This is a genomic window from Paenibacillus sp. 19GGS1-52, assembly GCF_022369515.1.
Classification (GTDB): domain Bacteria; phylum Bacillota; class Bacilli; order Paenibacillales; family Paenibacillaceae; genus Paenibacillus_AQ.
Map to the genome: position 1 here is coordinate 4,873,274 of NZ_CP059724.1, position 24,520 is coordinate 4,897,793.

The 24,520-nt window shown below is 47.5% G+C and carries 23 protein-coding genes and 1 riboswitch; of the genes, 2 read left to right on the forward strand and 21 right to left on the reverse strand.

Annotated elements, in window-relative coordinates; translation table 11 throughout:
* Positions 1-107: 107 nt before the first annotated feature.
* The gene (nrdR, locus tag H1230_RS22765) at positions 108-581 is read right to left on the reverse strand and encodes a transcriptional regulator NrdR (protein WP_154118184.1); all 474 of its coding nucleotides are present in this window, start codon (positions 579-581) and stop codon (positions 108-110) included.
* Between the two features lie 127 nt (positions 582-708).
* On the opposite strand from nrdR, the gene H1230_RS22770 reads away from it, so the two are divergent.
* Entirely contained in the window at positions 709-927 is a 219-nt protein-coding gene (locus tag H1230_RS22770; protein ID WP_154117939.1) for an alpha/beta-type small acid-soluble spore protein, read from the forward strand.
* Between the two features lie 80 nt (positions 928-1,007).
* Here H1230_RS22770 and H1230_RS22775 read toward each other — a convergent pair whose 3' ends face one another.
* From H1230_RS22775 to H1230_RS22855, 17 genes are all read right to left on the reverse strand, one after another.
* Complete coding sequence (locus tag H1230_RS22775; protein WP_239712152.1) at positions 1,008-1,571, reverse strand: lytic transglycosylase domain-containing protein; 564 nt, start codon at positions 1,569-1,571, stop codon at positions 1,008-1,010.
* A complete protein-coding gene (gene coaE, locus H1230_RS22780) occupies positions 1,568-2,164 on the reverse strand; it encodes a dephospho-CoA kinase (protein WP_239712153.1) in 597 nt (198 codons plus the stop codon). The genes H1230_RS22775 and coaE overlap by 4 nt, the downstream gene beginning before the upstream one ends.
* Positions 2,165-2,173: 9 nt before the next feature.
* Positions 2,174-2,926 (reverse strand): manganese efflux pump, encoded by a 753-nt coding sequence (locus H1230_RS22785; protein WP_239712154.1) that lies wholly within the window; start codon positions 2,924-2,926, stop codon positions 2,174-2,176.
* Positions 2,927-3,045: 119 nt separating this feature from the next.
* Positions 3,046-3,882, reverse strand: coding sequence for a DNA-formamidopyrimidine glycosylase (gene mutM / locus H1230_RS22790; protein ID WP_239712155.1), 837 nt, complete (start codon positions 3,880-3,882; stop codon positions 3,046-3,048).
* Between the two features lie 51 nt (positions 3,883-3,933).
* Positions 3,934-6,603, reverse strand: coding sequence for a DNA polymerase I (gene polA, locus H1230_RS22795; RefSeq protein WP_239712156.1), 2,670 nt, complete (start codon positions 6,601-6,603; stop codon positions 3,934-3,936).
* Between the two features lie 192 nt (positions 6,604-6,795).
* Positions 6,796-7,455, reverse strand: a complete 660-nt coding sequence (gene phoU / locus H1230_RS22800; RefSeq protein ID WP_154117944.1) for a phosphate signaling complex protein PhoU — start codon at positions 7,453-7,455, stop codon at positions 6,796-6,798.
* A gap of 71 nt (positions 7,456-7,526) precedes the next feature.
* On the reverse strand, positions 7,527-8,282 hold the full coding sequence (gene pstB / locus H1230_RS22805) for a phosphate ABC transporter ATP-binding protein PstB (protein ID WP_239712157.1): 756 nt from the start codon (positions 8,280-8,282) through the stop codon (positions 7,527-7,529).
* Positions 8,283-8,552: 270 nt separating this feature from the next.
* Positions 8,553-9,281 (reverse strand): response regulator transcription factor, encoded by a 729-nt coding sequence (locus H1230_RS22810; RefSeq protein ID WP_239712158.1) that lies wholly within the window; start codon positions 9,279-9,281, stop codon positions 8,553-8,555.
* A 137-nt stretch (positions 9,282-9,418) separates the two neighbouring features.
* Positions 9,419-11,215, reverse strand: coding sequence for a two-component system histidine kinase PnpS (pnpS, locus tag H1230_RS22815; protein ID WP_239712159.1), 1,797 nt, complete (start codon positions 11,213-11,215; stop codon positions 9,419-9,421).
* 275 nt (positions 11,216-11,490) lie between these two features.
* Positions 11,491-12,711 carry an IS110 family RNA-guided transposase gene (locus tag H1230_RS22820; protein WP_239712073.1) on the reverse strand — a complete coding sequence of 407 codons (1,221 nt, stop codon included), beginning with the start codon at positions 12,709-12,711 and terminating at the stop codon, positions 11,491-11,493.
* Between the two features lie 239 nt (positions 12,712-12,950).
* Positions 12,951-14,594 carry a fumarate hydratase gene (locus H1230_RS22825; RefSeq protein WP_239712160.1) on the reverse strand — a complete coding sequence of 548 codons (1,644 nt, stop codon included), beginning with the start codon at positions 14,592-14,594 and terminating at the stop codon, positions 12,951-12,953.
* 119 nt (positions 14,595-14,713) lie between these two features.
* Positions 14,714-16,591 (reverse strand): sensor domain-containing diguanylate cyclase, encoded by a 1,878-nt coding sequence (locus H1230_RS22830; RefSeq protein WP_239712161.1) that lies wholly within the window; start codon positions 16,589-16,591, stop codon positions 14,714-14,716.
* 119 nt (positions 16,592-16,710) lie between these two features.
* Positions 16,711-17,838 (reverse strand): 2-iminoacetate synthase ThiH, encoded by a 1,128-nt coding sequence (thiH, locus tag H1230_RS22835; protein WP_239712162.1) that lies wholly within the window; start codon positions 17,836-17,838, stop codon positions 16,711-16,713.
* Between the two features lie 33 nt (positions 17,839-17,871).
* Entirely contained in the window at positions 17,872-18,639 is a 768-nt protein-coding gene (locus H1230_RS22840) for a thiazole synthase (RefSeq protein WP_239712163.1), read from the reverse strand.
* A gap of 155 nt (positions 18,640-18,794) precedes the next feature.
* Positions 18,795-18,998: a sulfur carrier protein ThiS gene (thiS, locus tag H1230_RS22845; protein WP_239712164.1), complete on the reverse strand. Its 204-nt coding sequence runs from the start codon at positions 18,996-18,998 to the stop codon at positions 18,795-18,797.
* Positions 18,999-19,005: 7 nt separating this feature from the next.
* The gene (locus H1230_RS22850) at positions 19,006-19,614 is read right to left on the reverse strand and encodes a thiamine phosphate synthase (RefSeq protein ID WP_239712165.1); all 609 of its coding nucleotides are present in this window, start codon (positions 19,612-19,614) and stop codon (positions 19,006-19,008) included.
* A gap of 124 nt (positions 19,615-19,738) precedes the next feature.
* Positions 19,739-19,840, reverse strand: a riboswitch (TPP riboswitch).
* 104 nt (positions 19,841-19,944) lie between these two features.
* The gene (locus H1230_RS22855) at positions 19,945-20,814 is read right to left on the reverse strand and encodes an SDR family oxidoreductase (protein WP_239712166.1); all 870 of its coding nucleotides are present in this window, start codon (positions 20,812-20,814) and stop codon (positions 19,945-19,947) included.
* A 194-nt stretch (positions 20,815-21,008) separates the two neighbouring features.
* On the opposite strand from H1230_RS22855, the gene H1230_RS22860 reads away from it, so the two are divergent.
* Positions 21,009-21,434, forward strand: coding sequence for an NUDIX hydrolase (locus H1230_RS22860; protein ID WP_481857089.1), 426 nt, complete (start codon positions 21,009-21,011; stop codon positions 21,432-21,434).
* 53 nt (positions 21,435-21,487) lie between these two features.
* On the opposite strand, the gene H1230_RS22865 is transcribed toward H1230_RS22860, so the two are convergent.
* The 3 genes from H1230_RS22865 to icd all read right to left on the reverse strand — a co-directional run bounded on the left by H1230_RS22865 (position 21,488) and on the right by icd (position 24,464).
* A complete protein-coding gene (locus H1230_RS22865; protein ID WP_239712167.1) occupies positions 21,488-21,913 on the reverse strand; it encodes a hypothetical protein in 426 nt (141 codons plus the stop codon).
* A gap of 141 nt (positions 21,914-22,054) precedes the next feature.
* Positions 22,055-22,996 (reverse strand): malate dehydrogenase, encoded by a 942-nt coding sequence (mdh, locus tag H1230_RS22870; RefSeq protein ID WP_239712168.1) that lies wholly within the window; start codon positions 22,994-22,996, stop codon positions 22,055-22,057.
* A gap of 172 nt (positions 22,997-23,168) precedes the next feature.
* Complete coding sequence (gene icd / locus H1230_RS22875; RefSeq protein WP_239712169.1) at positions 23,169-24,464, reverse strand: NADP-dependent isocitrate dehydrogenase; 1,296 nt, start codon at positions 24,462-24,464, stop codon at positions 23,169-23,171.
* Positions 24,465-24,520: the final 56 nt, after the last annotated feature.

Consider the following 24,520-nt stretch of genomic DNA (forward strand, 5'->3'; position numbering starts at 1 on the left):
CTTATGTACCCGTTTACGCGGTAAGCACTGTCACTCACTTAAGCTTAAGCTCTGTAGGCGACTCCTATATAATATAAAAAATCGCCTATGGTGTCAACAGTTTTGTTTTACAGCCCCTCCAGCTCTTCGCTCTTTGACAGCAGTCCCTTCAGTTCCTTCATGAACATGTTGATGTCCTTGAACTGTCGGTAAACCGAGGCGAAGCGGACGTAGGCGACCTCGTCAACAGGGTAGAGCTCTTCCATCACCAGCTCGCCGATCTGGCGACTCTCGATTTCGGCCAGAGCGATACCGCGCAGCGCTTTCTCGACCTCAGACACGATAACCTCTAGCCGTTCAACGGACACAGGGCGCTTCTCACAGGCTCGGATTAGACCGCGCAGTATTTTGTCACGGCTGAATTCCTCACGGCTTCCATCCTTCTTGATAACGATTAGAGGGGTCTCCTCAATCATCTCAAAGGTAGTAAAACGCTTGCTGCACAGCTCGCATTCACGCCTCCGTCGGATCGACTTATTCTCGTTAGCCGGACGCGAGTCCAGCACTTTGGTATTGGTATGATCGCAGTAAGGGCATTTCATAAGTTTAATCACTTCCTTTGCATTAATGGTGTAAATATTTTTTCCATAAATCACCGTATTTTTGTTGTTATGAATATGGCAAGTCCAGCACATAATACAGTTACAAACCGATAGGAGGTGAACAGCAATGAGCCAAAACAACAGCTCCAACAACCTGGTAGCTCCTAAATCCAGCGCAGCTTTGAATCAATTGAAATTTGAAGTTGCCCAAGAACTGGGTATTACACTTTCCCCAGATGGGTATCAAGGCAATAAAACATCTTACGAAAACGGTTCGATCGGTGGTTACATCACTAAACGTCTTGTAACCCTGGCTGAACAGCAACTGGCAGGTCAATACAAATAACCTGTCTGCATACGCTTGCCTAAAGAAGTATTAAACGGCTTACAGGCTGTTTAATACTTCTTTTTATTAAGGCGCACGGATCAGAACTCACTATAAATCTCCGTGTACTGATCATAATAATAAAGAACACGCTGCACATAATGACGGGTCTCTCCAATGGGAATATTCTTAACCGTAGCTTCAGTTCCATCCCAAGATCCTTCTTCCAGCCAGTGCTTCACATTACCAGGCCCTGCATTATACGCAGCGATGACCGCCGTGCGGTTGCCTTCGAACTGACGGGACAGATTGGACAGGTACCAAGTCCCGAGCTCAATATTCTCAGACGGCTTCTCCTTCAGCTGAACCAAGGAGACATCGGGCAGCTTGGCCATTTCGAGTGCCCACTTGGCCGTATCCGGCATAAGCTGCATTAGTCCTAGTGCTCCTTTTTTGGATTCACGTCCGGTCTTATAGTTAGTCTCAACACGGATAATTGCTGCCACCAGGAAAGGATCCATCTCATAAGTAATGCTATGCTTACGGATCTCTTCTTTATAATAAATGGGATAGAACCAAGACATCCAGTTTGTGCTTAGAAACAGTATTGCCGTAAAACCTACGAACAACAGGAGCAGCACCCTTTTTTTACGCAGCCATTTCATGATAAACCCAGCCTGTCCCACAAAGTGGCAACCTGCAGCTCGGTATGAGTGAGGTCCAGACTATTGTCAATCACATAACTCGCCTTGCTGCGCTTCATCTCAATGTCCATTTGAGCAGCCAAACGTCCTTCCGCCTGTTCACGTGATAATCCGTTACGCTCCATTAAGCGGTCAAGCTGAATTTCAGGGGGGACATACACCACCACTATCTCCTGAAACAGATCCTCAAGCCTGGATTCATATAGTAATGGGATATCAACTATAATTAACCGTTTAGGCTCTTCCTGCTCCATTCTGTACATGCGATCTTTGATCTCCTGCCGAATCGCCGGATGCGTCAGATCATTCAGCACCTGCCTTGCCTCTGCATCTTTAAAAACAATCTCACCCAATTTCGCTCTGTTCAGCGCTCCATCTGGCAGAAGAATTCCGTTTCCAAAATAACGCACGGCAGCAGCCAGCACCGGAGATCCGGGGAGCATAACTTCTCTGGCGATAGCATCAGCATCAACCAGTCTTGCTCCCTTATTTACAAATAGTGTGGATACCGTGCTTTTTCCAGATGCAATGCCTCCGGTTAAGCCCATAATCATGAATTCACCTCATAACAGCTTCATTATTCCCATTGTAATTAATAATAACGCAGGTAGCGCTGCAGCATGTTTCATCCAGTAACTTCCGGCGAATCTAAGTCCTGTTTTCATGCCCATCATCAGAAATGAGCCACTGAACAGGGCAATCATAAGTGCAGTCCAAATTGGGTTGAAGCCCAGTAATGCCGCTCCAAGTCCTGCTCCAAAAGCATCCAGTGAGAGCGCAATACCAAGCACCATCGCTTCCATTGACGAAATGCTTCCAGAGGCATCCATATCCGCTGACGATGGAGTACGGAGGATCTGGACCACAATTCCCAGGTGCCGCAGCTCAAGTGAGAATACAGCTGATTTGAGAGGTTCCTCTGCTGCCGCACCGATAAACTGGGCTGAGTTCCCCTGATCAGCCGATGCCTGCAGCCACGTTTTGGCAGCGGACGATTCTGTAACGTTTCCCAGCAACTTTCGTTCGTTAGTATGTTCTCTTTCTCTCTGCATCAGCATCTGGACTAAAGACCAACAGCCCATCAGGACGAGAATAACAGCTCCGACTGCAGAAGCAGCATGTGGAGAGACTACCTTAGCTAGCAGTACACCCACCTGCATGGAGACACCAATGACTACACCTGAACAAAGCGAGATGATCAGGATCGAGAGCAGTGGTATCTTCATTGAGCGTAAACCATATGTAATGCCAACACCAAAACCGTCTAAACTCAAGGCAAACGCCAGCAGCAGCAGTGAAAAAAATGGGCTGAGCACCCGCAATCCCTCCTGTGAAGAACGAGAGCCTAAGCGGATAATTCCGCAGCCTCTCTTCGCTCGATTAAGCATTCTTCACACAGTATATGGGCGGGACAGGTTGTGAGTGCCTACCAATATCAGATTGTAGTTGGACGCTGGCAGTTGGGACAATAATGCGTGCCGCGGCCTCCTACTACAGTCTTCTCAATCATCGTTCCACAGGAAACGCACGGCTGGTCTTTGCGTCCATAAATCAAATGCTGATCCTGATAACTGCCGCTCTCTCCTTGACCGTTCACATACGATTTCACAGATGAACCCCCGGCGTTTACCGCCTCTGTCAACGTAGTCACAATGGCTTCATACAATTTATCCAGCTGTTCACCAGAAAGCACTTTGGCGCTATCCTCCGGATGAATACCCGCCCGGTGCAGCGACTCGTCTACATAAATATTACCGATGCCAACAACATATTCCTGATTAAGCAGCAGCGACTTGATTTTCGTGCTTTTGCCAGCCACAATCTCCTTGAACCTCTCCGGAGTAAAAGCAGGCTCCAGCGGCTCCTGCCCCAGCTTGTTCAGAGGCGGTAGTCTGAGATCTTCACCCGGCTGAAACAGATGCATGGTACCGAACTGGCGCACATCTGTGTATCGCAGCTCCGTACCATCTGTAAAATGAAAAATAACATGTGTATGCTTGTCCAGCGGGTCATTCTTCTGAAACAGCCCATACCGCCCCTCCATCCGTAGATGAGACACGAGTACCAGACCGTCCAACACGATACGTAAGAACTTACCTCTTCGCTCAACATTCACCACGCTATGACCTGCCAGCATATTGGCAAAGGCCTGAATATCATCCGGACGTTGAATAATTCGCGCTAACCGGACGGTTACATACTCTATCTGCTTTCCTTTAACTAAAACGTTAAGTGTTCTCTTGACGGTTTCCACTTCCGGTAATTCCGGCATTATATCTCACCTCTACTCCATTATAGCGGATATACACACTATGCGGGGAGCCTATTTCGCTTCATACCAGTTGCTGCCAAAACTTACCTCTGCCTTTAAAGGTACAGACAGCTCTAATGCACCCTCCATCACTTCCGGCAACAGCTGCTTCATCAGTTCCAGCTCATCGGCCGGCACTTCAAAGACGAGCTCATCATGAACCTGAAGCAGCATGCGACTCTTTAGCCCACGTTCGAACAGCGCTTTATCCATGTGCACCATAGCCAGCTTAATAATGTCCGCTGCAGTTCCCTGTATCGGTGTATTCATGGCTGTACGCTCGGCAAAAGAACGCAGGTTAAAGTTCTTCGCGTTAATCTCCGGCAGGTAGCGGCGGCGCTCCAGCATCGTCGTCACATAGCCATTCTTCCGTGCTTCCAGCACAATATCGTCCATATAGCGGCGCACGCCCTTGAACACCTCAAAATATTGTTCAATAAATCGCGCGGCTTCCTTGCGGGGGATATTCAGATTCTGCGAAAGCCCATAGTCACTGATGCCGTACACAATGCCAAAATTGACCGCCTTGGCTGAGCGGCGCATATTACTGTCCACCTGTTCGGCGCTTACTCCAAATACATCCATCGCCGTCTTCGTATGAATATCCATGTCATTGAGGAAAGCTTCTTTCAAATTCTCATCATCCGAGATATGGGCCAGCACCCGCAGCTCGATCTGCGAATAATCTGCCGCCAGAATCGACCAGCCTGGTTCGGAAGGAACGAATACCTTGCGGATCTTGCGGCCTTCCTCCAGGCGGATCGGAATATTCTGCAGGTTCGGAAATTGACTACTGAGCCGCCCTGTAGCCGCGATGGTTTGCCGGTAGAAGGTGTGTACCTTGCCTGTCTGCGGGGAAATTTCCTTCAGCAGTCCTTCTACATACGTAGACTGGAGTTTGGCAAGGGTACGGTATTGCAAGATCAGGCGTACCGCATCATGATAAGGAGCCAGCTTCTCTAGCACCTCAGCGTCCGTAGAATATCCGGTCTTCGTCTTCTTCACTACGGGCAGGCCAAGCTTCACAAATAGGATTTCACCCAGCTGCTTCGGTGAGTTCAAATTAAACTCTACACCACAGGTTTCGTATATTCCTGTCACCAGCTTGGAGATTTGCTCTTCTAATTCCTTGCCAAGCTCTTTAAGCTCTTCTTTATTTACCGCTATTCCCTGCTTCTCCATATCCGCAAGGATGCGTGATAAAGGCATTTCCAGATCTACAAACAGACCCGTCATCGCCGTCTCAATCAGTTCTTGCTTCTGTCTTTGTACAATACCGAGTACCGTCGCGCTTTTGCGCGCCACATGATTGCCCAGTACTTCCAGATCCGGGATTCTATATTTCGCGCCCTTACTGAATATCTCTTCATCTGCTGACAAGCGAGGTAGTCCATACTTGGCATTCAAGTCGTTAAGATTCTGATTGGCTTCGGTCGGGTCCAGCAAATAAGCTGCCAGCTGTACATCATTGGCGGCTCCGGCAAAAGCAATTCCCTGCCAATGCAGCGCAAGATCGGCACGGTGCAGATCGTACCCACTCTTCGGTGCATGCTCGTCTCCCAGCCACTCCCGCAGCTTGGCCGCTTCAGGGGCTTGCAGCAATGCGAACGGCACAAAGTAATGCCGCTCCGGTGAGGATAGACCCAACCCTATCACCTCGGCCCGATGTGGATTGTCCCCATTCGACTCCACGTGCAGCGCCGATATACCGGGAAGGGCTGCAATTAGCGCAGCCAATTCTTCAACGCCGACAATGGTAATATCAAGCGCGGCTGCTTCCAACTCTGCTTCCGTTTCCTCACCGGCAACGGCTGGCGCATAAGCGCTCAGTGACAGACGCTCTAGCAAGGATCTGAATTCCAGCTTGGCAAAAGCCGGTCCGGCGGTGTCCGCCTTAATTTCACTAAAGACCATGTCTTCCCACGAGTGCTCCAGCGGAACCTCGCGATAAATGGTCGCCAATTTCTTGCTCATAACAGCGTCATCCGCATGGGCCTCCAGCTTTTCTTTCATTTTTCCTTTTAGCTCGCCAGTTCCAGCAAGCACCGCTTCCACGGATCCGAACTGATGCAGCAGCTTGAGTGCGGTCTTCTCACCCACACCCGGCACGCCCGGAATGTTATCACTGGCATCGCCCATCAGGCCTTTAAGGTCAATAATCTGCAGTGGTGTAAGATCATATTTCTCACGGATCTGCTCCGGTCCATACAGTTCAATATCCGTAACCCCTTTACGAATCAGAGCTACCGTCGTATGCTCGGACACCAGCTGCAGCATATCCTTGTCTCCCGACACGATCATGACCTGCCGTCCTGCCTCATCCGCCTGACGGGAAATGGTACCAATAATATCATCAGCTTCATAGCTGGCAATTTCAAACTGAGGTACACCAAGTTCACGCAACAGCTCCTTCAACATCGGGAACTGTTCGGAGAGCTCCGGTGGTGTCTTCTCTCTTCCACCTTTATATTCCTGATATCCTTCATGGCGGAAGGTTACTTTCCCCGCGTCGAACGCCACAATCATATGAGTAGGCTTATGCTCCTCGATTAACCGAAGCAGCATGGTAGTAAATCCGTACACTGCATTCGTCTGCTGCCCAGCTGTATTCGTGAGCGGCGGCATCGCGAAGAATGCGCGATAAATAATGTTATTACCATCTATAAGAATCAACTTGTCCACTTGAGCACCTCGCCTTTATGTTGCTTACTTCTTACATATTACCATATGCTCCGTCTAAAAAAGAACCTAAGTAGCCTTGTTATTCCATGACCCTCAACATCTGAGTTGTCCTATGACCAGAAAAAAGCAAGCTCCCCAATGAAGGAAAGCTTGCTTTAGAAGTTATCTTTACGTTGCTTTAATATACTCCAATTACTGATTCAGATCCGGACGTTTACCTGTTACCAGATAAACAACGCTCTCTCCGATATTAGTAGCATGGTCACCAATCCGTTCGATATACCGACCTACCAGTGTCAGTACGATTACTTGCGACAGAGCATCCGGCTTCTCGAGCATGAAGGTGTACAATTCATTAATCATAGTGCTGTATAATTGGTCAACCTGGTCGTCGTCCTGGGCCATTTTGTAGGCTAAATCCGTGTTCTCATCCAGATAAGACTGAATAGAGTCCGTAGTCATAAGAGTAACGATCTCAGCCATACGGGGAATATCCACCAGCGGCTTAATTAAATGCTGCCCCTGCAGGCGCATGGTTACTTTGGCAACGTCTAGCGCCAAGTCACCCATCCGCTCGAGGTCATTCGATATTTTGAACGCAACAAGAATACGACGCAAATCCTTGGCTACCGGCTGTTGAGTAATGATCAGCCGCGAACCAATTTCCATAATTCGGTCTTCCATGGCATTTAATCGTAAATCTGCTTTAACTATGTCCTGAGCACGTGTAGTATCCAGGGTCTGCAGAGCGACAACTGCACCTTCAAGAGCATCTGTAACATGCTCACCCATTTGCTGCAGCAAGCTGCGCAGCTCTTCCAAGTCCTTATCAAATTCTTTTCTGCGAATCATATTAAGAGCGATCCTCCTCAAACTTATGGTCAGCTTAGCACTTTCAGGTGACAGGCCTTTTCCGTAGGCCGTTAGCCGAAACGCCCGGAAATATAATCTTCTGTACGGGAATCCTTAGGGTTAGAGAACAACAGCTCTGTATCCGCCGCCTCCACAATCACACCGTTCAGGAAAAATACCGTTCGGCCCGATACACGTGCCGCCTGATGCATGTTATGCGTGACCATAACGATTGTATACCTGTCTCGTAATTCTTGGACTAACTCTTCAATTTTCAGGGTGGATACTGGGTCCAGTGCAGAGGTCGCTTCATCCATAAGCAGAATATCCGGTTGCACAGCGAGTGCTCTAGCAATACACAATCTCTGCTGTTGGCCACCTGATAAACTGAGTGCTGATTTCTTCAGGAAGTCTTTTACTTCCTCCCAAAGGGCAGACTGACGCAAGCTTTGCTCCACAAGCTCATCCAGCTCGCTCTTGGAACGGACGCCATGCAGGCGCGGACCATAAGCTACATTGTCATAGATCGATTTTGGAAAAGGATTCGGCTGTTGAAAAACCATACCTACCTGCTTGCGCAGGCTCTCCACCTCTACCTCAGGACCATAAATGTTTTTGCCGCTAATGTTCACAGTTCCTTCAATTCGTGTGCCGGGAATCATATCATTCATTCGATTCAATGTACGCAGCAGTGTAGACTTTCCGCAGCCCGAAGGACCAATAAACGCGGTTACCTGCTTCTCAGGAACTTGCAAGTCCACGCTCTTCAACGCGTGAAAATTGTCATAGTAGAGATCTAGTTTCTCTATGTCAATGATGGATTTCATTAGTTTTTCTGTCTCCTTCTCATCATCTTCGTTCCCCATGATAAGCCTTTAGTGTAAATAGAGTTGACGAGAATTGTTAACGCATTGTAAAATCCACTTGAGATATTTAAAAATCCAATTATTCAATTTATCATTCGACCCCACCACATCTTTTATACTTCATAACTATTAACAAGATGAAACGGCATCTCCGTCCTTTATATGGACGGCCCTGTTTCTTATTGCGTGAAACATATAAATCCTTATATTTCAAAAAAAGAACTCCGTCATTTAAACGACTGGAGTTCTCTTTTTGTTAACCACTAACTTGTAGCCTACCCCGCGGATGGAATCAATATGGACCGATTCGGGATCAAGCTCCAGCTTCTTGCGAAGTGAACTAACATGCACATCAACTGTCCGCTGTCCGCCGATATAATCGAAGCCCCATACAGCATTCATTAGATCGTCACGCGTCAGCACAACACCTGGTTTACGGGCCAAATACAGCAATACCTCGAATTCTTTGGGACGCAGGTTTATGCTCTGTCCACCCAGTGAAACCTCATACCTTTCCGGGTATATTTCCAGCTGTCCCAGAATAATCGTTGATGCTGACACAGCTGTTTCGGGCTGAGCCTCTTCGGCAAGACCAGAGATCCGGCGAAGCACGGCGCTAACTCGGGCGAGAAGCTCAGAGACGCCAAAGGGTTTGGTTATATAATCATCCGCACCGGATTTCAATCCCCGAACAACGTCCTCTTCCGCATTCTTGGCGGTAAGTACGATAACAGGCGTGCGGATGCCTTGTCCACGCAATTTATCAAGAATATCAATCCCGTTCATCCCCGGCAGCATAAGATCCAGAATGATCAGGTCAAAAGGTTCTCTAGTTGCACGATCATATCCTGCCGTTCCATGATCTTCCACCGTTACCTCGTAACCTTCCTGCGTTAAATTATAGGACAGCAGTCGGGCCAGTGTCGGTTCGTCTTCAATGACAAGCAATCGTTGTGCCATAGGTTCCCCCGTCTTCATATGTTTTTAAATTTACAAAACAACAACAAAGCTATCATATCACCAGATTGTTAACTTAGTGTAAAAAAGAGAAACACTTCTGCATTTTAACCTGCTGATCTTCAATTCTGCAATTCTGCTCATTCCCCTTCTTCTTCCTGCAGTAAGGGCAATTCCAGGATGAACGAGCTTCCAATCCCCAGGTCGCTTTCTACTGAAATAACTCCGCGGTGCAATTCTACCAGATGCTTCACAATAGAGAGTCCAAGTCCGGTGCCACCGGAACTTCTAGACCTTGCTTTATCCACCCTGTAGAAGCGTTCGAAGATGCGTGGTAAATCTTTGCGTGGAATTCCCATGCCAGTGTCGCTGACTGTGAAGATCACACTTTCTGTACCATCCGGTTTCAGGTGGTTGATGACGGATACTTTCACATGACCCCCATCATGCGTGTAATTAATAGCATTAGAGAGCAGATTCATGAAGATTTGACGCAGCTTATCCTCGTCGCCCTCAATAAATAGCTCCGCTGGCACAGTACTGCTAAGACTGATATTCTTTTTCTCAGCTACCTTGCTGAGCGTCTCTAGCACGGAATCGAAGAACTCAATCAAATGTATAGGTGAGCATTCCAGCTGTACTCGTTTGGATTCTATCTTGGAAAGCTCTAGAATATCACCAATCAGACGATTCAAACGCTCATTCTCATCATAAATAATTTGCAGAAAAGAGTTAGCGGTCTTCTCGTCCTTAACTCCACCGCCAAGCAGCGTCTCGGCAAATCCTTTGACAGCCGCCACCGGCGTCTTCAGCTCATGGGAAACATTGGCCACGAATTCGCTACGCATTCTTTCCAGCCTGCGGATTTCAGTTACCTCCTGCAGCAGGAACAACATTCCCCGATAGGTCCCATCCTGGATCATCGGGACACCATCCAGTCGTACTATCCGTTCTCCCGGATTATAGATACTTCGCTCCTCATGAATTGGCTCCTTGCGGGCTACGCCTTCTTCAACCAACTTCGTAAGCTCATAGTGTCGCTTAAGCTCGCGGAAAGAATGGCCAGCCATCTTGCTGTTATCAACATCAAGCAATCGCTCTGACGCCCGGTTCAGAAGTGCGATTTCGCCCTCTGCATTGATCATCACAATACCGCCTGTCATATTGTCCAACACGCTTTGCAGCAGATCTTCGTTATCACGAATCGTCTTCAGCTGGGTCTGCAGACTATCCGCCATCGCATTGATTGCAGTCGCGAGCTGCCCTATCTCATCCTTGCGTTTCCAAGGTACACGGGCATCATAATCAAGATCGGTAATCCGGCGGGCTACCCTAGTAATCTGTTCAAGTGGAGAAGTCATACTAGATGCTACTTTATAGCTTACAAGCGTCGCGGCGATAAATAACAATATCAAACCTCCAGCCATAATCGTCCAAGCCCGGTTCAACCCTTCAGTTACTGCTTCCAAATTCATGGATAGCCGAATGAAACCATCAAAGCCTTGATCGGAGACCACTGCTCCTGCCACATACAGCATTTTCTCATCCAATGTGTCGCTATAGCGGATTGCGCGACCTATACCTTCCTTGGCAGCAATAACCTCTTCCTCACGGGTGGAATGGTTGTCCATCTCGCGCGGGTTTTTTTCCGAATCCCCAATAACTTTACCTTCTTTAGTAATAAAAGTAATTCGGGAATTCGTCAGCTTCGCAATGCGCTCAGCTTCCCTCGTATAATACGTGATTGCATCCGTCCCGTTCATATCCTGAAATTGAAATGTACCCGATAGGAGCTTTATTTCCCGGGACATATTCTCTTCCAGTGCGGCAACATGAGAATTCTTGAACAAATGAGCCATTGTAAAGCCGGCACCAATCATGGAAATACCGATCAGAGCCATCAGTATTAGCGTAAGACGAATGCGAAACGGTTTCATCAGTAGTGCTCCTCTTTCTTATAATCGAGATATTCTTGAAATTAATCCTAACTCCATTCTCTTGAAAATACCAGCCTGGTATTTATCATAGGAACTCGCCCAAGAACAAACGGGTACCGCCCTATATAATGGACGGTACCCGTTTGTTCGAGAAATATAAGGATAAGTTATCGTGTGAAACCTATAAATTCTGCCCTGAAAATAAAATTGCTCTAGAACACTAAAATTACGCATACGAAAACAAACCCCATGTTTTGTTTTTTTAATTTCGGCCGTCAGGCCGTTTGCTCACTCAGATTCACTTGGTATCCCAAGGATTCCAAACGTTTAATAGAACGGTTCATTACCATATCGTGGTTTCGTTGGTCGAAGTAGTCAAATCCTAGTTCCTTATATTCTTGTCTTCGCGTTAACAAGATGTATACAATCGCTAAAATGCTGTGTCCAACGGCCACGGCCGCTCTGTTTTTCCCTCGCCTGCCTGCGATTCGGTGATATTGCGCCGACAGGTAGGTGTTCTTTTTTCGTCCTGCGGCTCGCGCTGATTCTACGAGTGCACTTCGTAGTTTTTTGTTCCCTTTTCGGGTTTTGGCGGATCTCTTCTTCCCCGCACTTTCATCGTGACCTGGAGTCATCCCTGCCCAGGAACATAAATGTCCTGCACTTGGAAACCGTGTCATGTCTGTCCCAATTTCCGCCAGAATTTGCTCAGCGGTTCGCTTACCGACACCGGGGATGGTATCCAACAACTTCAGATCCTCAGCAAAAGGGCTCATTCGGCGCTCGATCTCTTCATCCAGTTCCGTGATTAACTCATTCAATTGGTCGATATGCGACAACTGTTTTTCCAGCATTAATAATTGATGGGGACCTAGGCTTCCCTCCAGTGCAAGTTTCAATTGCTCTTTCTTGGCCTTTAACTTCTTTTGCGCAAAGTCAGCCAGGATGGACGGATCACTTTCTCCTTGAATCATCGCTTCCAGCATGTTTCGTCCAGACACGCCTAGCACATTAGACGCTACCGACGAAAGTTTGATATTGCCGCCTTCTAGTACCTTTTGCAGCCGGTTCACTTCACGCGTGCGTTCTTCAATGATACTTCGGCGATAACGGATAATTTCCCGAAGTTCTCGTTGATCCCGATTCGGAATGTAGCTGCCTTGCACCAACCCATGCCGGAGTAATTTCGCTATCCATTCTGCATCTTTCACGTCCGTTTTGCGTCCTGGCACGGCTTTGATATGCTGGGCGTTTACGACCAGTGGCTCAAGGTCTTCCATTTCTAGCAGATTATAAATGGGTTTCCAGTAATCTCCGGTACTCTCCATCGCGACATGGGTGCACCGTTCGCTTTTGATCCAATCTACCAGATCAATCAGCCGACGAGTCAATGTTTCAAAACTCCGAATCTCCTTTCCTTTCGAGGTGATGATACATGCTGTGATACTCTTCTTGTGCACATCCAATCCACAGCAACGTTCAATGAGTATTTCCACGGTTTGCGTCTCCTGCCTGCTGGCGGTAATTAAGGCTGGTGCAAAGACCAATGCTAAGGTTATTCTGCCCTGCGTGCTTCCCCGTAGGGAGCAACAATCTGTGATGCACCGGGTCGTTGGGGTCCGTCTTATATGCGGGTTCGTGACACCAAGAATTTCCGACCTACCTTCGCCAGCCCAGTAACCAGTATAGACAATATTTTCATTCCTCAGTGATGCCGCGCAGCGGCATGGGTGTCTTATATTTTAAATACAGGTTCCCGGAACTGAGTCAGCTTCGCCGCCGAATCCTTCTCCACATCCGCATGCAGACTGTTGCCGTGAGCATCCATGGTAACAATAGCTGCGAAGCCCTCCACATCCAAATGCCACATCGCTTCAGGTATGCCAAATTCCATGAAATCAACAGCATTCACCTTCTTGATGCATTCCGCATAATACTGTGCGGCTCCACCGATTGCATTGAGGTATACACCTCCGTGCTCTTGCAGGGCTGCCAGCGTCTTGGGTCCCATGCCTCCCTTGCCGATTACAGCACGGATGCCAAATTTCTTGATAATATCCCCTTGATAAGGCTCCTCGCGAATGCTTGTTGTCGGTCCAGCCGCCTTCACATGCCAGCCTTCCTCATCCTTCATCATCACAGGACCGCAGTGATAGATCACAGCCCCATTTAGATCGACCGGAGCCTCATGATCCATCAAATATTTATGCAATGCATCACGTCCGGTATGCATCTCGCCGGATAGAATAACCACATCTCCTACGCGAAGACTGCGAATATCCGCTTCGCTTATTGGCGTGGTAAGGCGCACTTCACGCGAGCTGCCTGCAGCATCGGCATCTGCTTTTACAGCAGCCTTTGCAATTTCAGCCGGAGCTCCAGCAATGGAGGCATCCTCTGTAGTGACGCCAGTATTGTTAGCTGCAGTTGCAACAACGGGTTCAGGTTGCTGAACACTCCCGTCTTCTACCGAAACCCCAGTCCCACTCTCGTACAGCCACTCCTTAATATTTCCTGTTGCTGCCTCAACAAGTACCCCTTGGCGGCGGAAGGCCCAGCAATTGTATGCTACGGATACGAAGAAGCTGGCTGGAAGCCGGTTCATTACGCCAACCTTACAACCAAGCAGCGTGACTTCGCCGCCAAAGCCCATCGTACCGATTCCCAGCTTATTGGCGTTCTCCATAATATAATCTTCCATTTTTTGCAGATCTTCAATGGGATTTACATCCTCAACCTTACGGAAAAGCTGCTTCTTGGCCAACTCATAGCCGGTTGTGCGGTCACCACCGATGCCGACACCGATAAACCCTGCGCTGCATCCCTGACCTTGCGCCTGATAGACAGAATGCAGAATACATTTGCGGATACCGTCCAGATCACGGCCCGCTTTGCCCAATCCTTCCAGTTCAGCAGGAAGACTGTATTGAATATTTTTATTTTCGCAGCCGCCGCCTTTAAGAATAAGTCTTACGTCTACGCTATCCTCTTCCCATTGCTCAAAATGAATAACTGGAGTACCCTCACCCAGGTTGTCACCGCTGTTCACCCCTGTAAGAGAATCCACTGAATTCGGGCGCAGCTTGCCGTTCTTGGTAGCCCGTACTATGGCGTTATAGATATCTTTTTTCATCTCAATCTGGTTAATGCCTATAGGTGTATGAATGATAAACGTCAGCATCCCTGTATCCTGACAGATAGGTGATACCTGTAGTTCAGCCATTCCAATATTCTGTGCAATCGTAGTCAAAGCCAGTCCTGAACGGGTAGCCTTATCCTCTAAGGCTCGTCCTTTGGCGACTGCCCGGCGCACATCCCCCGGCAAATTCGTGGAGGTTTCTACAATCAGGTTATAAATACTATCTTCAAATTGCTGCATGTTCACACAAGCTCCTCTCAGTCCGTTCAAGGTTGTCAATAATATCTGATACATTTACTATAATAATAATATCATATTGAGCCTCGTATGAAAGGGTTTACTTTAGAGTTGAACTACTGCTACATTTGTACAGCCTTCTTCATGCCTGTGAGTGAGGGAATTGAAGTTACCCGATCTCTACCCGTAGCCTTACTTACATATAGAGCTTCATCAGCCAGTGTCAGCACTTCATTTTCAGTGAGTCCCGACGCAGGAATTCCACTGGCAATACCGATGCTGATGGATACGGTTTGCTTATCTGAAGCTGTATGCGGCAGTTGAAGATCGGCCACGCTTTTGCGAATAGCCTCTCCAAAGACAGCTGCGCCTTGCAGATCTGTGCGGGGCAAAATAACTACGAACTCCTCCCCACCAAATCTTGCGACAACTCCATACCTCTCACAATTCCCACTTATAGCTTCTGCAACTTGACGAATACACCAGTCACCCGCTACATGACCATAAGTATCGTTATAATTCTTAAAATAATCGATATCGCAAATCAGCACCGATAATTCCGCTTGTTCAGCTATATGCTGCTTCAGCTCCTCCTGGAGAGCTTGATCCAGATATCTCCGATTATATAACGAGGTAAGACTGTCCAATCGTGATAATTTCTCCAGCTCTGCGTTTGCGATCTCCAGCTCACACGTCCGCTCCTTTACTTTCTCACTCAACTGGTGCGTGAGGTCCTTCTGGGATTGCAGTGCCGCCTGTTCCACCACGATAAGTCGGCTTTTCAGCATATTGATCTTATTTGCCAAGGCAATGGACACAAGAGCTATTTGCAAGGTAAAACCAATCTGCAAGGAATATTCCGTGATTGCATTAAAAGGCAAAACCCCAAACTGCTTGAGCAAATAAATCATTCCTCCGATAAAAGAAGGGATAAAGGAAAACAGATATGAAGCTGCAAATTCCCCCTGCTTGCGAAGCATTAGAACACCGATCAATACTGCGAAAGCTACACTAGGAAAATTTATAAACGGCAATAATGTTCTGCTGGTGACAAAATCCAATCCCAACGAGGCAGCAACCCCGATAGAGCAGTAGACAATCCAAAACCTGATCAGCCTGTCCAGTCTCGGCGCAAATTTCCGAGTTTCCAGAAAACTGCGAATGAATAGGAATAGGAGTACCATCGTTACCATGTTAAAAAACATATAGCTTCTCGTTTCCCAAAATGGCTGAGCTGGCCATATATATTTGAACGCTGTACCATTAATGACCATGAAGAAGAACCAGTTACTCAGTACAAGCAAAATGTAATACAGATAGGTTTTCTCTTTTAGGAAGAGCAGCAGAAAGAAGTTATACACAAACATAATCAGGAAAATTCCATAGGTGATTCCTAGCAGGAGAGCATCTCTTGTGTTTTTTGCGATATAGCTGTCCTGATCCCACAATGTTACCGGGAATCTTACCAGCAATGACGCATTTCTCAGGATGACCTTCTTGCTCTCATGTGGAAGCAGCTTGATCTCATAGGCGATATTCCGGTATTTCAAACCGCTTTGCTGATACGGATATTCGGTTCCTGCAAGCTTTCGCGTGAAACCTCCGGCTGCGTTCTCAATAAATAGCTCTACATGTTCATTTCTGCCAGCAATATCATAGACCGTTGTTACTTCCTTGTCGGTATCATTGACGATTTCAACATAAGCCCAATAGACGCTGTCCGTCCGGCCAAAGTTCATCTTTGGGTCTGCCTGGGGTTTAACCGTGCCGCTCTCTACAGCCTTTAAAATATCTTGTATATCTTTGTTTTTATCTTTGTCCTCTATAATCGTTAGGTAGGAATCAAGCTTGAGGCTAAAGCCCTGCTCTTGAACTTTCACTATAGATGCAGAAGCAACTGCTGACTCTGTGTGAATCAGCAGAACTACAGCACATATAAATATCCAGAATATAATGGTTCGTTTGCCTGAAAAGTAAACAAAAAGAAATCTAGGTTTCACTGGTGGTCCTCTCTCCTGCTTGAAGTAAGACGAGTATACCACCATAATCTAAATTGTAACATTCTCATTTTTGAATGATTTCTCATGCTTCAGAAGAGCCTTCCTGACCCTTTATCTCCTCAGATAGAAAGGCTGGCGGGCATCGTGAGTATATCCCAATCCTTGAATACGGGTTGCAAATGGTTCGCATACAGCATATCTGTAATTTCCTGAACACTACGTCCATCAGAAATCTCAAACTGCGGGGTTCCACCTTCATTCGTATGTCCGCCTACCTCAGTCGATACCCCAGCCGACATTTTGGTAATGCCCAGATGAATCAGATGGTCACGAAGAACAGCAGGTTCTCTTGTCGAAAGAGTGATCCCTGAGCGGGGCAGAAACAGACGGTAGGCCAAAATAATCTGCACCAACGCGCGGTCGGTTACGTCACTCTCTGGATTGAACTCTCCCAGATAAGGCCGAAAGCGGGGTGGCGACAAGCTGATTTCGCATTCTGGATAGCTGTTCTGCAGATACCGGGCATGCATTGCTGTCATAAAAGCTTCCTTCCGCCAATCGTGCATGCCAAGCAAGGCGCCGATATTGACGGAACGGAATCCGGCCTGACAGCCACGTTCAGGAGCATCCAATCTGTTGCGATAATTTCTTTTGGGACCCTTAACATGCAGCGCTTTATAGGTATCCTGATGATATACTTCCTGATAAAGCGTGAGACCGTCCACGCCCGCTAGCAGCAGTTCCTTATATTCAGCGGTAGTAAGTGGGTTGATCTCAATGCTGATCGATGTGAAGTATTGTCGCAGTACCTCAACACATTCCTTGATGTAGGAGACCGGGTTCTCCCTGCGCGATTCCCCGGTCAGGATCAAGATGTGACGCAGGCCTGTGGCAACAATCGTCTCTGCCTCTCGCTTGACCTCCTCCATCGATAGCTTCTTGCGTGGAAAGTCATAAATAGAGCTGAAGCTGCAATAGGTACAGTGATTGACACAGAAATCGGCCAGATACATCGGAGTAAACAGTTGTATGGCCTGTCCGAAATTTGAACGGGTAATTCGCTGCGCTTTACCCGCCATCTCCTCCAGATACGGCCCAGCAGCCGGAGAGAGCAGCGCCAACAAGTCCCCTTCATCCATCCGTTCTTTTTGAAGTGCCCGCTTAATATCTACCTCGGTGTATTGCTTCCATAGATCCTCATAAGGATACTTCTCTAAAGCAGTCAACGTTTCATAAAAACTCATCATTATCCCCCATTTCCTAGTACCGCTTGAATTCGATCAACCCAAAAATCCGGTTAACGGTGAAGAGGCTGCCGCGCTTTCTTCAACAGGACCTAGGCCTGCCAGATAAGCCTTACGACCAGCAGATACTGCCTCACGAAAAGCTTCCGCCATCCCCAGCGGATCACGCGCTGTAGCGATGGCTGTATTCAGCAGTACTGCTGCTGCCCCCATCTCCATTGCCTCGGCTGCTTCCGAAGGCCTGCCGATGCCGGCATCCACAATAATCGGAAGATTCACCTCTTCAATAAGGATGCGCAGCAGTTCTTTGGTTCTAAGCCCGCGGTTGGTACCGATGGGCGACCCAAGCGGCATCACGGCGGCGGCACCCACATCCCGCAGCCGCAAAGCGACTGAAAGATCCGGACTCATATACGGCAGGACAACAAAACCCTCAGCTGCGAGAATTTCTGTCGCCCGAATCGTCTCCAGATTATCTGGCAGCAAATATTTCTGGTCATTGATGACTTCGATCTTGACCCAATTCCCTAGCCCTGCTGCTCTTGCCAGCCGAGCGATACGCACAGCTTCCTCGGCCGTACGCGCACCAGAGGTATTGGGTAAGAGCTTCATATGTTCGGGAATATGATTCATAATATTCTCTGTGCCTCCAGCAGGGTCTACCCGGCGGAGTGCAACCGTAATCACCTCTGAGCCAGAGCAGGCAATGACCTCAGGGATAAGTGTGTTGCGGCTATATTTGCCGGTTCCAATGAACAGCCGACTGGATAAGACAGTGTCTCCAATGACTAAAGGATCAAACATGAGATCAGCCTCCTGAATTAAATTCTAATTTCTTACAAACGAATTCGAACATGCGATCAACGAGATAAACATATCAAACCTGCATAGTTGCAGATCAAGTCTGGCGGACTCAGAAGACGCTAGATAGCGCCAACCATCGCGCTGATTGTTTGCCCTCAGCCACCCCCAACGAAATGAACCAGTTCAATGCGGTCTCCATCGTTAAGACATACATTTCCATATTCCTCTCTGCTGATTATTGCTCCATTCAACTCGACAATAATCAGACGTCCAGACCACTCGGAACGACTAAGTAACTCGGTCATGGTTCTATAATCCTCAGAATATTCACTCGCTGTTCCGTTGATCCATAGTTTCATTCACCCTTCACCTCCTTTGCATCGCTGTGCGATATGCATTCATAGCAGTCACAGGATCTTCGGCGCCGCAAATGCCGGACATTACCGCTATTCCCGCAGCCCCCTGCTCCATCACCCTGGCCACATTGCTCGGCTTAATTCCACCAATGGCAATCACCGGTATGGCACTATTCCGTACAACATCCGCCAGAAGCTCCAGCCCACATCCCCGTTGTCCCGGTTTACTGGCCGTGTCATATACATGACCGAACAGGCAATAGTCCGCACCCTGGCGGGCTGCTTCAGACGCCTCTTCCGAAGAGTGAACTGAGCACCCCAGACGCAGGCGAGGTCCCAGTACTCTTGCTGCAGCAGGCCTCAGACTGTGCCAAGCCAACTGCACACCACCAGCGCCCAATGTCACTGCAACGTCGATGCGGTCGTTAATAAACAGCTTGGCGGCAGGGATACCTGCCAGCAGCAGTTGCTCACCCACTGACAATAGCTCACGGGCGGAGAGATGCTTTTCACGTAGATGGATATAATCTGCTAGAGGATGCAGCACGGTCATTTTTTCAATAAAATCCCTTAAAGGGAGCTTGCCATCTGAAATTAAATGGATCTCGCCTTGCACCATACCTGGCCCTTCTTCCGTTAATTAGTAGACTGCTTATTTCTCAGAAAACACAAAAAAACCGCCTCCCGTTAAGGAAGGCAGTCGGAATCTGTAAAGGATAAGCTGATTTATAAGCCTGATTACAGTCATTCGTTCTCCACTTCCCTCCGCTGGTATAAACCAGATCAGGTTCAAAGGGTCCGGAATGATTCTCCGTCTCAGCCTTGCGGCCCCCCTAGTGACAACATCATATTAAATTACTATTTGAATTAACTATTGAATATGAATATTATACTAACATAATATTCCTCTTAGAAACATCTATTAATAGGGTTCCATGCTTGGAATTATTTATCCGTTTACGATTTCCCCGCCGTTTACATGCATAACCTGGCCGGTTACATAGGTCGAATCGTCGGAAGCCAAATATACGTATGCCGGTGCCAGTTCTTCCGGTTGTCCGGGACGTTTCATGGGTTGTGTTGCACCGAACTCACTGACCTTTTGTGCATCAAAGGTTGAAGGGATCAGCGGAGTCCAGATAGGTCCTGGAGCGACAGCGTTGACACGTATGCCTTTATCCGCCAGATTCGTGGACAATGAACGTGTGAAGCTGAGAATCGCCCCCTTGGTGGATGAATAGTCCAACAGCTGTGGACTGCCCCGATAGGCCGTAATGGAAGTCGTATTGATGATTGTAGAACCTTCCTTAAGGTGGGGCATTGCTGCTTTGGTCAAATAGAACATGGCAAAAATATTCGTCCGGAATGTACGTTCCAGCTGCTCTGAGGTAATATCCTCAATTTTATCCTGTGGATGCTGTTCTGCGGCATTGTTGATGAGAATATCCAGCTTGCCAAGGCTTTTTACCGTTTGGTTGATGAGATCCTGACAGAAGGCTTCGACACCGATATCCCCAGGGATTAGGACGCATTTCCGTCCCTCCTGCTCAACCTGCCGTTTGGTTTCCTCCGCATCGGAATGCTCATTGAGATATGATATAACTACATCTGCACCTTCCTTGGCAAAAAGAACCGCCACAGCTCGTCCGATTCCACTGTCGCCTCCCGTAATAAGGGCCGCCTTACCCAGCAGCTTACCCGCTGCTTTATAGTTTGCCGGCTCGTATTTCGGCCGCGGGTTCATTTGACTTTCAATCCCGGGCTGCTGATCCTGCTCCTGTGGGGGTAAGGTTTTCTGTGTTTGATTGTTACTTGACATACTCCCTATCTCCTTTCACTTTGCAATTGGGTATTAGCCGAATCGTCTTAGGATGGCTTAAGGGTCTTGGTTTATACATTTCTTACAATATGTTTTTACCACGGTATCACGAAAATTAAACAGTAGGTTTATTGGTCAGGGTATGAATTATAATTAGTTAAGCGTTTGATTTAAACCAAAGAGGAGCAACAATTATGATAAAAAATAGCCATAACATCGTTGTCGCTGTAAAGGGAGTTATATTGTTTGAAGGCAAAATGCTGCTCGTTCAGCGTGCCGCAGACGATTATGTCGGCGCTGGCACTTGGGAGTGTGCCGGTGGAAAGATTGAATTCGGAGAAGATTTGGAAGCCGCTCTCATACGGGAAATTGTTGAGGAAACTGGACTAACGGTAACTGTCGGGCATATTTTATATGCAGCTGCATTTATGTCAGATCCAGCGAGACAGGTTGTTATTCTTACCTATTCATGCATAAGCAAACAGAATACGGTTCGATTGTCCAGAGAGCACGTAGATTACAAGTGGTGTACCAAAGAACAAGTAAAGACGTTATTGCCGCCGCAGATTACTGCAGATTTTGAGAAAAATAATATTTTCGAGCTGAAAGGCCTGATGTAAAAGCCCGCTCTCCACATAACGGAGGCGGGCTTAACAAACTTTATCCACAACGATTAAATAATATGTCTATACACCATGAAGAACACCATCACGACCAAAGCAACTGCTAGCAGCGCACTTAAGGTGCGAATCTTGCCGGTCTCGCTGGAGACATCACGATTCTCGCGCATGCCAACAGCGGCAAGACGCAGCGGCTTGCTGATAATACCACCAAGGGCAAACATCGCCAGCAACAGCAGGACAACAACGATCATCCAAGGTACAGAATAGTCACCCTTGGTCATCATGTAGCCGCCGGTAAGCAATTGGATGACCAGTCCATATTGAGCGAAGCGGTTAAATCCACTAACTGCACTGAGCGTACCTTCTCTTGCCGGAACGGAGAGCTTCTCAGCACGGCTGAGAATAAAGGGCAGTACAAGGTAGAACCCCAGCGCCAATGTCCCGATCATATGTAGTAAAAAGAAGACTTTTTCCATACCATAATTCCTCCAATGTTTTCTGTGATATTAGTTACATTTAAGTATACCCCAATATTGGAAATTATGACAAGAAGAAAGGATATCCCAGCCATTAATCATGGACTTGGGATATCCTTTTCTTAGGATTAAACCTCAAATTTAGAGGGTCACTGCAGCTGTTACAGCACGTACGGAGTCAGCAGACTTATCCAAAGCCGCCTTCTCTTCCGCAGTAAGCTCCAGTTCAAAGATTTTCTCAATGCCATTCGCGCCAAGCAGAGCCGGAACGCCCATGAACAAGCCCTCATATCCAAATTCGCCTTCAAGCAGAGCGATGACTGGAATGATCCGCTTCTTGTCCTTCAGGATAGCTTCCGTCATCTGTACCAGAGAAGCCGCAGGCGCATAATAAGCGCTGCCGTTGCCTAGCAAGCTGACGATTTCGCCGCCGCCCACACGTGTGCGTTGCACAATTTCAGCGATTCGTTCCGCAGGAATCAACGTGTCGATCGGAATGCCTCCAACGCTGGAATAGCGTACAAGCGGAACCATATCGTCCCCATGACCGCCAAGAACAAAGCCGCGTACATCTTCAACAGAGACGTTAAGCTCTTGCGCAATAAAGGTACAATAACGAGCCGTATCAAGCACACCCGACTGTCCAATTACACGATTCTTCGGAAAGCCCAGCGCATTGTATGCAGCATAAGTCATCGCATCAACGGGATTGCTCAAAATAATCACGATGGATTCGGGAGCTACACGTTTGATGTTCTCACATACTGATTTTACAATGCCTGCATTGGTATTGACGAGATCATCTCGGCTCATACCCGGCTTGCGGGCAATGCCTGCTGTAATGATGACGATATCGGAATCAGCAGCATCTTCATAACTCGATGTTCCTGTAATCTGACTATCGAACTTTTGCACAGGACCGGCTTCCTGCATGTCCAGCGCTTTACCCTTAGTTGGATTCTCCAACTGCGGAATATCAAGCAGAACTACATTACCCAGTTCCTTCTGAGCTAGCATAAGGGCCGTGGTAGCGCCGGTAAAACCGGCACCCACGACTGTAATTTTATAACGTTTGATGGCCACGAATTGCCCTCCTACAAGTTTTATGAAGCTTTACTACTTGATATTACTTCGCAATAAAACTACCTCGTAAGCATACGCTTTAAGTTTTGTAAGCATAGACTTCATTGAACAGCTTCGTACAAAACTACCTCGTAAGCATACGCTTTATGTTTTATGAAGCTTTACTATTTAATTACAGGTGGTTGATGACTTCGTCAGCAAAGGCCGAACATTTCAATTCGGTTGCGCCTTCCATTTGACGAGCAAAATCATAGGTAACAGTCTTATTATTGATAGCGGTGCTCATACCTTTGTAGATGAGATCAGCCGCTTCCTGCCAACCCAAATGCTCAAGCAACATTACACCCGACAAAATAACAGATCCTGGATTTACTACATCTTTATCCGCATATTTTGGAGCCGTACCATGCGTTGCTTCAAAAATAGCATGACCGGTCATATAGTTAATGTTCGCTCCTGGTGCGATACCGATACCGCCGATTTGTGCAGCCAAAGCATCAGACAGATAGTCACCGTTCAGGTTCAATGTAGCTATAACGTCGAAATCTGTTGGGCGTGTAAGCACCTGTTGCAGAGCAATATCAGCTATAGCATCCTTAATAATGATTTTGCCAGCCGCTACTGCTTCGGTTTGGGCAGCGTTCGCAGCAGCTTCACCTTCACGCTCTTTGATCACATCATATTGATTCCAAGTGAAGACCTTATCCGCAAATTCCTCTTCAGCCACTTCGTAGCCCCAGTTCTTGAAGGCACCTTCGGTGTATTTCATGATATTGCCTTTATGCACAATAGTAACACTCTTGCGTCCGTGCTTGATAGCATAGACGATTGCGGCACGCACTAGACGTTTCGAGCCGTCTTTGGATACGGGCTTGATTCCGATACCGGATGTTTCCGGGAAACGGATTTTGTTGACACCCATCTCATTCTGCAGAAAATCAATCAATTTCTTAACTTCAGCAGTTCCTTCTTGATATTCAATTCCGGCATAAATATCTTCCGTATTCTCGCGGAAAATAACCATATCAACCAATTCTGGACGTTTAACCGGAGAAGGTACACCATCGAAATAACGTACCGGACGCAGACATACATATAAGTCCAACTCCTGGCGCAGCGCCACATTCAAGGAACGAATACCGCCCCCGATAGGCGTAGTCAGTGGACCTTTAATCGCCACAAAATATTCACGGATTGCTTCTAGAGTATCATTCGGCAGCCATTCACCATATGTATCAAAGGCTTTCTGGCCGGCAAATACTTCGTACCAAGCAATTTGTTTAGTGCCGCCGTATGCCTTCGCAACTGCAGCGTCTAGAACCCGTTTGGAGGCTTTCCAAATGTCACGGCCAGTACCGTCACCCTCGATAAAAGGAATAATCGGACGATCAGGAACCTGTAACTTACCATCTACTATTGTAATTGTGTCGCCTTCTGTCGGCAGATCATACTTATCGAATTTCACCATCTGTGTGTGTTCCTCCTAAAAGTTTTGTTAGCATACGCATTATCTTTAGTTCTGTA

Excerpts from the sequence above, each read along its gene's own strand:
- phoU (WP_154117944.1), bottom strand. The coding sequence starts at position 7,455 with ATGATTCGCAGAAAAGAATTTGATAAGGACTTGGAAGAGCTGCGCAGC.
- H1230_RS22810 (WP_239712158.1), bottom strand. The coding sequence starts at position 9,281 with ATGGCACAACGATTGCTTGTCATTGAAGACGAACCGACACTGGCCCGA.
- thiS (WP_239712164.1), bottom strand. The coding sequence starts at position 18,998 with ATGAAACTATGGATCAACGGAACAGCGAGTGAATATTCTGAGGATTAT.
- coaE (WP_239712153.1), bottom strand. The coding sequence starts at position 2,164 with ATGATTATGGGCTTAACCGGAGGCATTGCATCTGGAAAAAGCACGGTA.
- H1230_RS22825 (WP_239712160.1), bottom strand. The coding sequence starts at position 14,594 with ATGCAGCAATTTGAAGATAGTATTTATAACCTGATTGTAGAAACCTCC.
- H1230_RS22775 (WP_239712152.1), bottom strand. The coding sequence starts at position 1,571 with ATGAAATGGCTGCGTAAAAAAAGGGTGCTGCTCCTGTTGTTCGTAGGT.
- H1230_RS22770 (WP_154117939.1), top strand. The coding sequence starts at position 709 with ATGAGCCAAAACAACAGCTCCAACAACCTGGTAGCTCCTAAATCCAGC.
- pstB (WP_239712157.1), bottom strand. The coding sequence starts at position 8,282 with ATGAAATCCATCATTGACATAGAGAAACTAGATCTCTACTATGACAAT.
- H1230_RS22840 (WP_239712163.1), bottom strand. The coding sequence starts at position 18,639 with ATGTTTGATCCTTTAGTCATTGGAGACACTGTCTTATCCAGTCGGCTG.
- H1230_RS22860 (WP_481857089.1), top strand. The coding sequence starts at position 21,009 with ATGATAAAAAATAGCCATAACATCGTTGTCGCTGTAAAGGGAGTTATA.
- nrdR (WP_154118184.1), bottom strand. The coding sequence starts at position 581 with ATGAAATGCCCTTACTGCGATCATACCAATACCAAAGTGCTGGACTCG.
- thiH (WP_239712162.1), bottom strand. The coding sequence starts at position 17,838 with ATGATGAGTTTTTATGAAACGTTGACTGCTTTAGAGAAGTATCCTTAT.
- H1230_RS22855 (WP_239712166.1), bottom strand. The coding sequence starts at position 20,814 with ATGTCAAGTAACAATCAAACACAGAAAACCTTACCCCCACAGGAGCAG.
- H1230_RS22850 (WP_239712165.1), bottom strand. The coding sequence starts at position 19,614 with ATGGTGCAAGGCGAGATCCATTTAATTTCAGATGGCAAGCTCCCTTTA.
- mutM (WP_239712155.1), bottom strand. The coding sequence starts at position 3,882 with ATGCCGGAATTACCGGAAGTGGAAACCGTCAAGAGAACACTTAACGTT.
- H1230_RS22865 (WP_239712167.1), bottom strand. The coding sequence starts at position 21,913 with ATGGAAAAAGTCTTCTTTTTACTACATATGATCGGGACATTGGCGCTG.
- pnpS (WP_239712159.1), bottom strand. The coding sequence starts at position 11,215 with ATGAAACCGTTTCGCATTCGTCTTACGCTAATACTGATGGCTCTGATC.
- icd (WP_239712169.1), bottom strand. The coding sequence starts at position 24,464 with ATGGTGAAATTCGATAAGTATGATCTGCCGACAGAAGGCGACACAATT.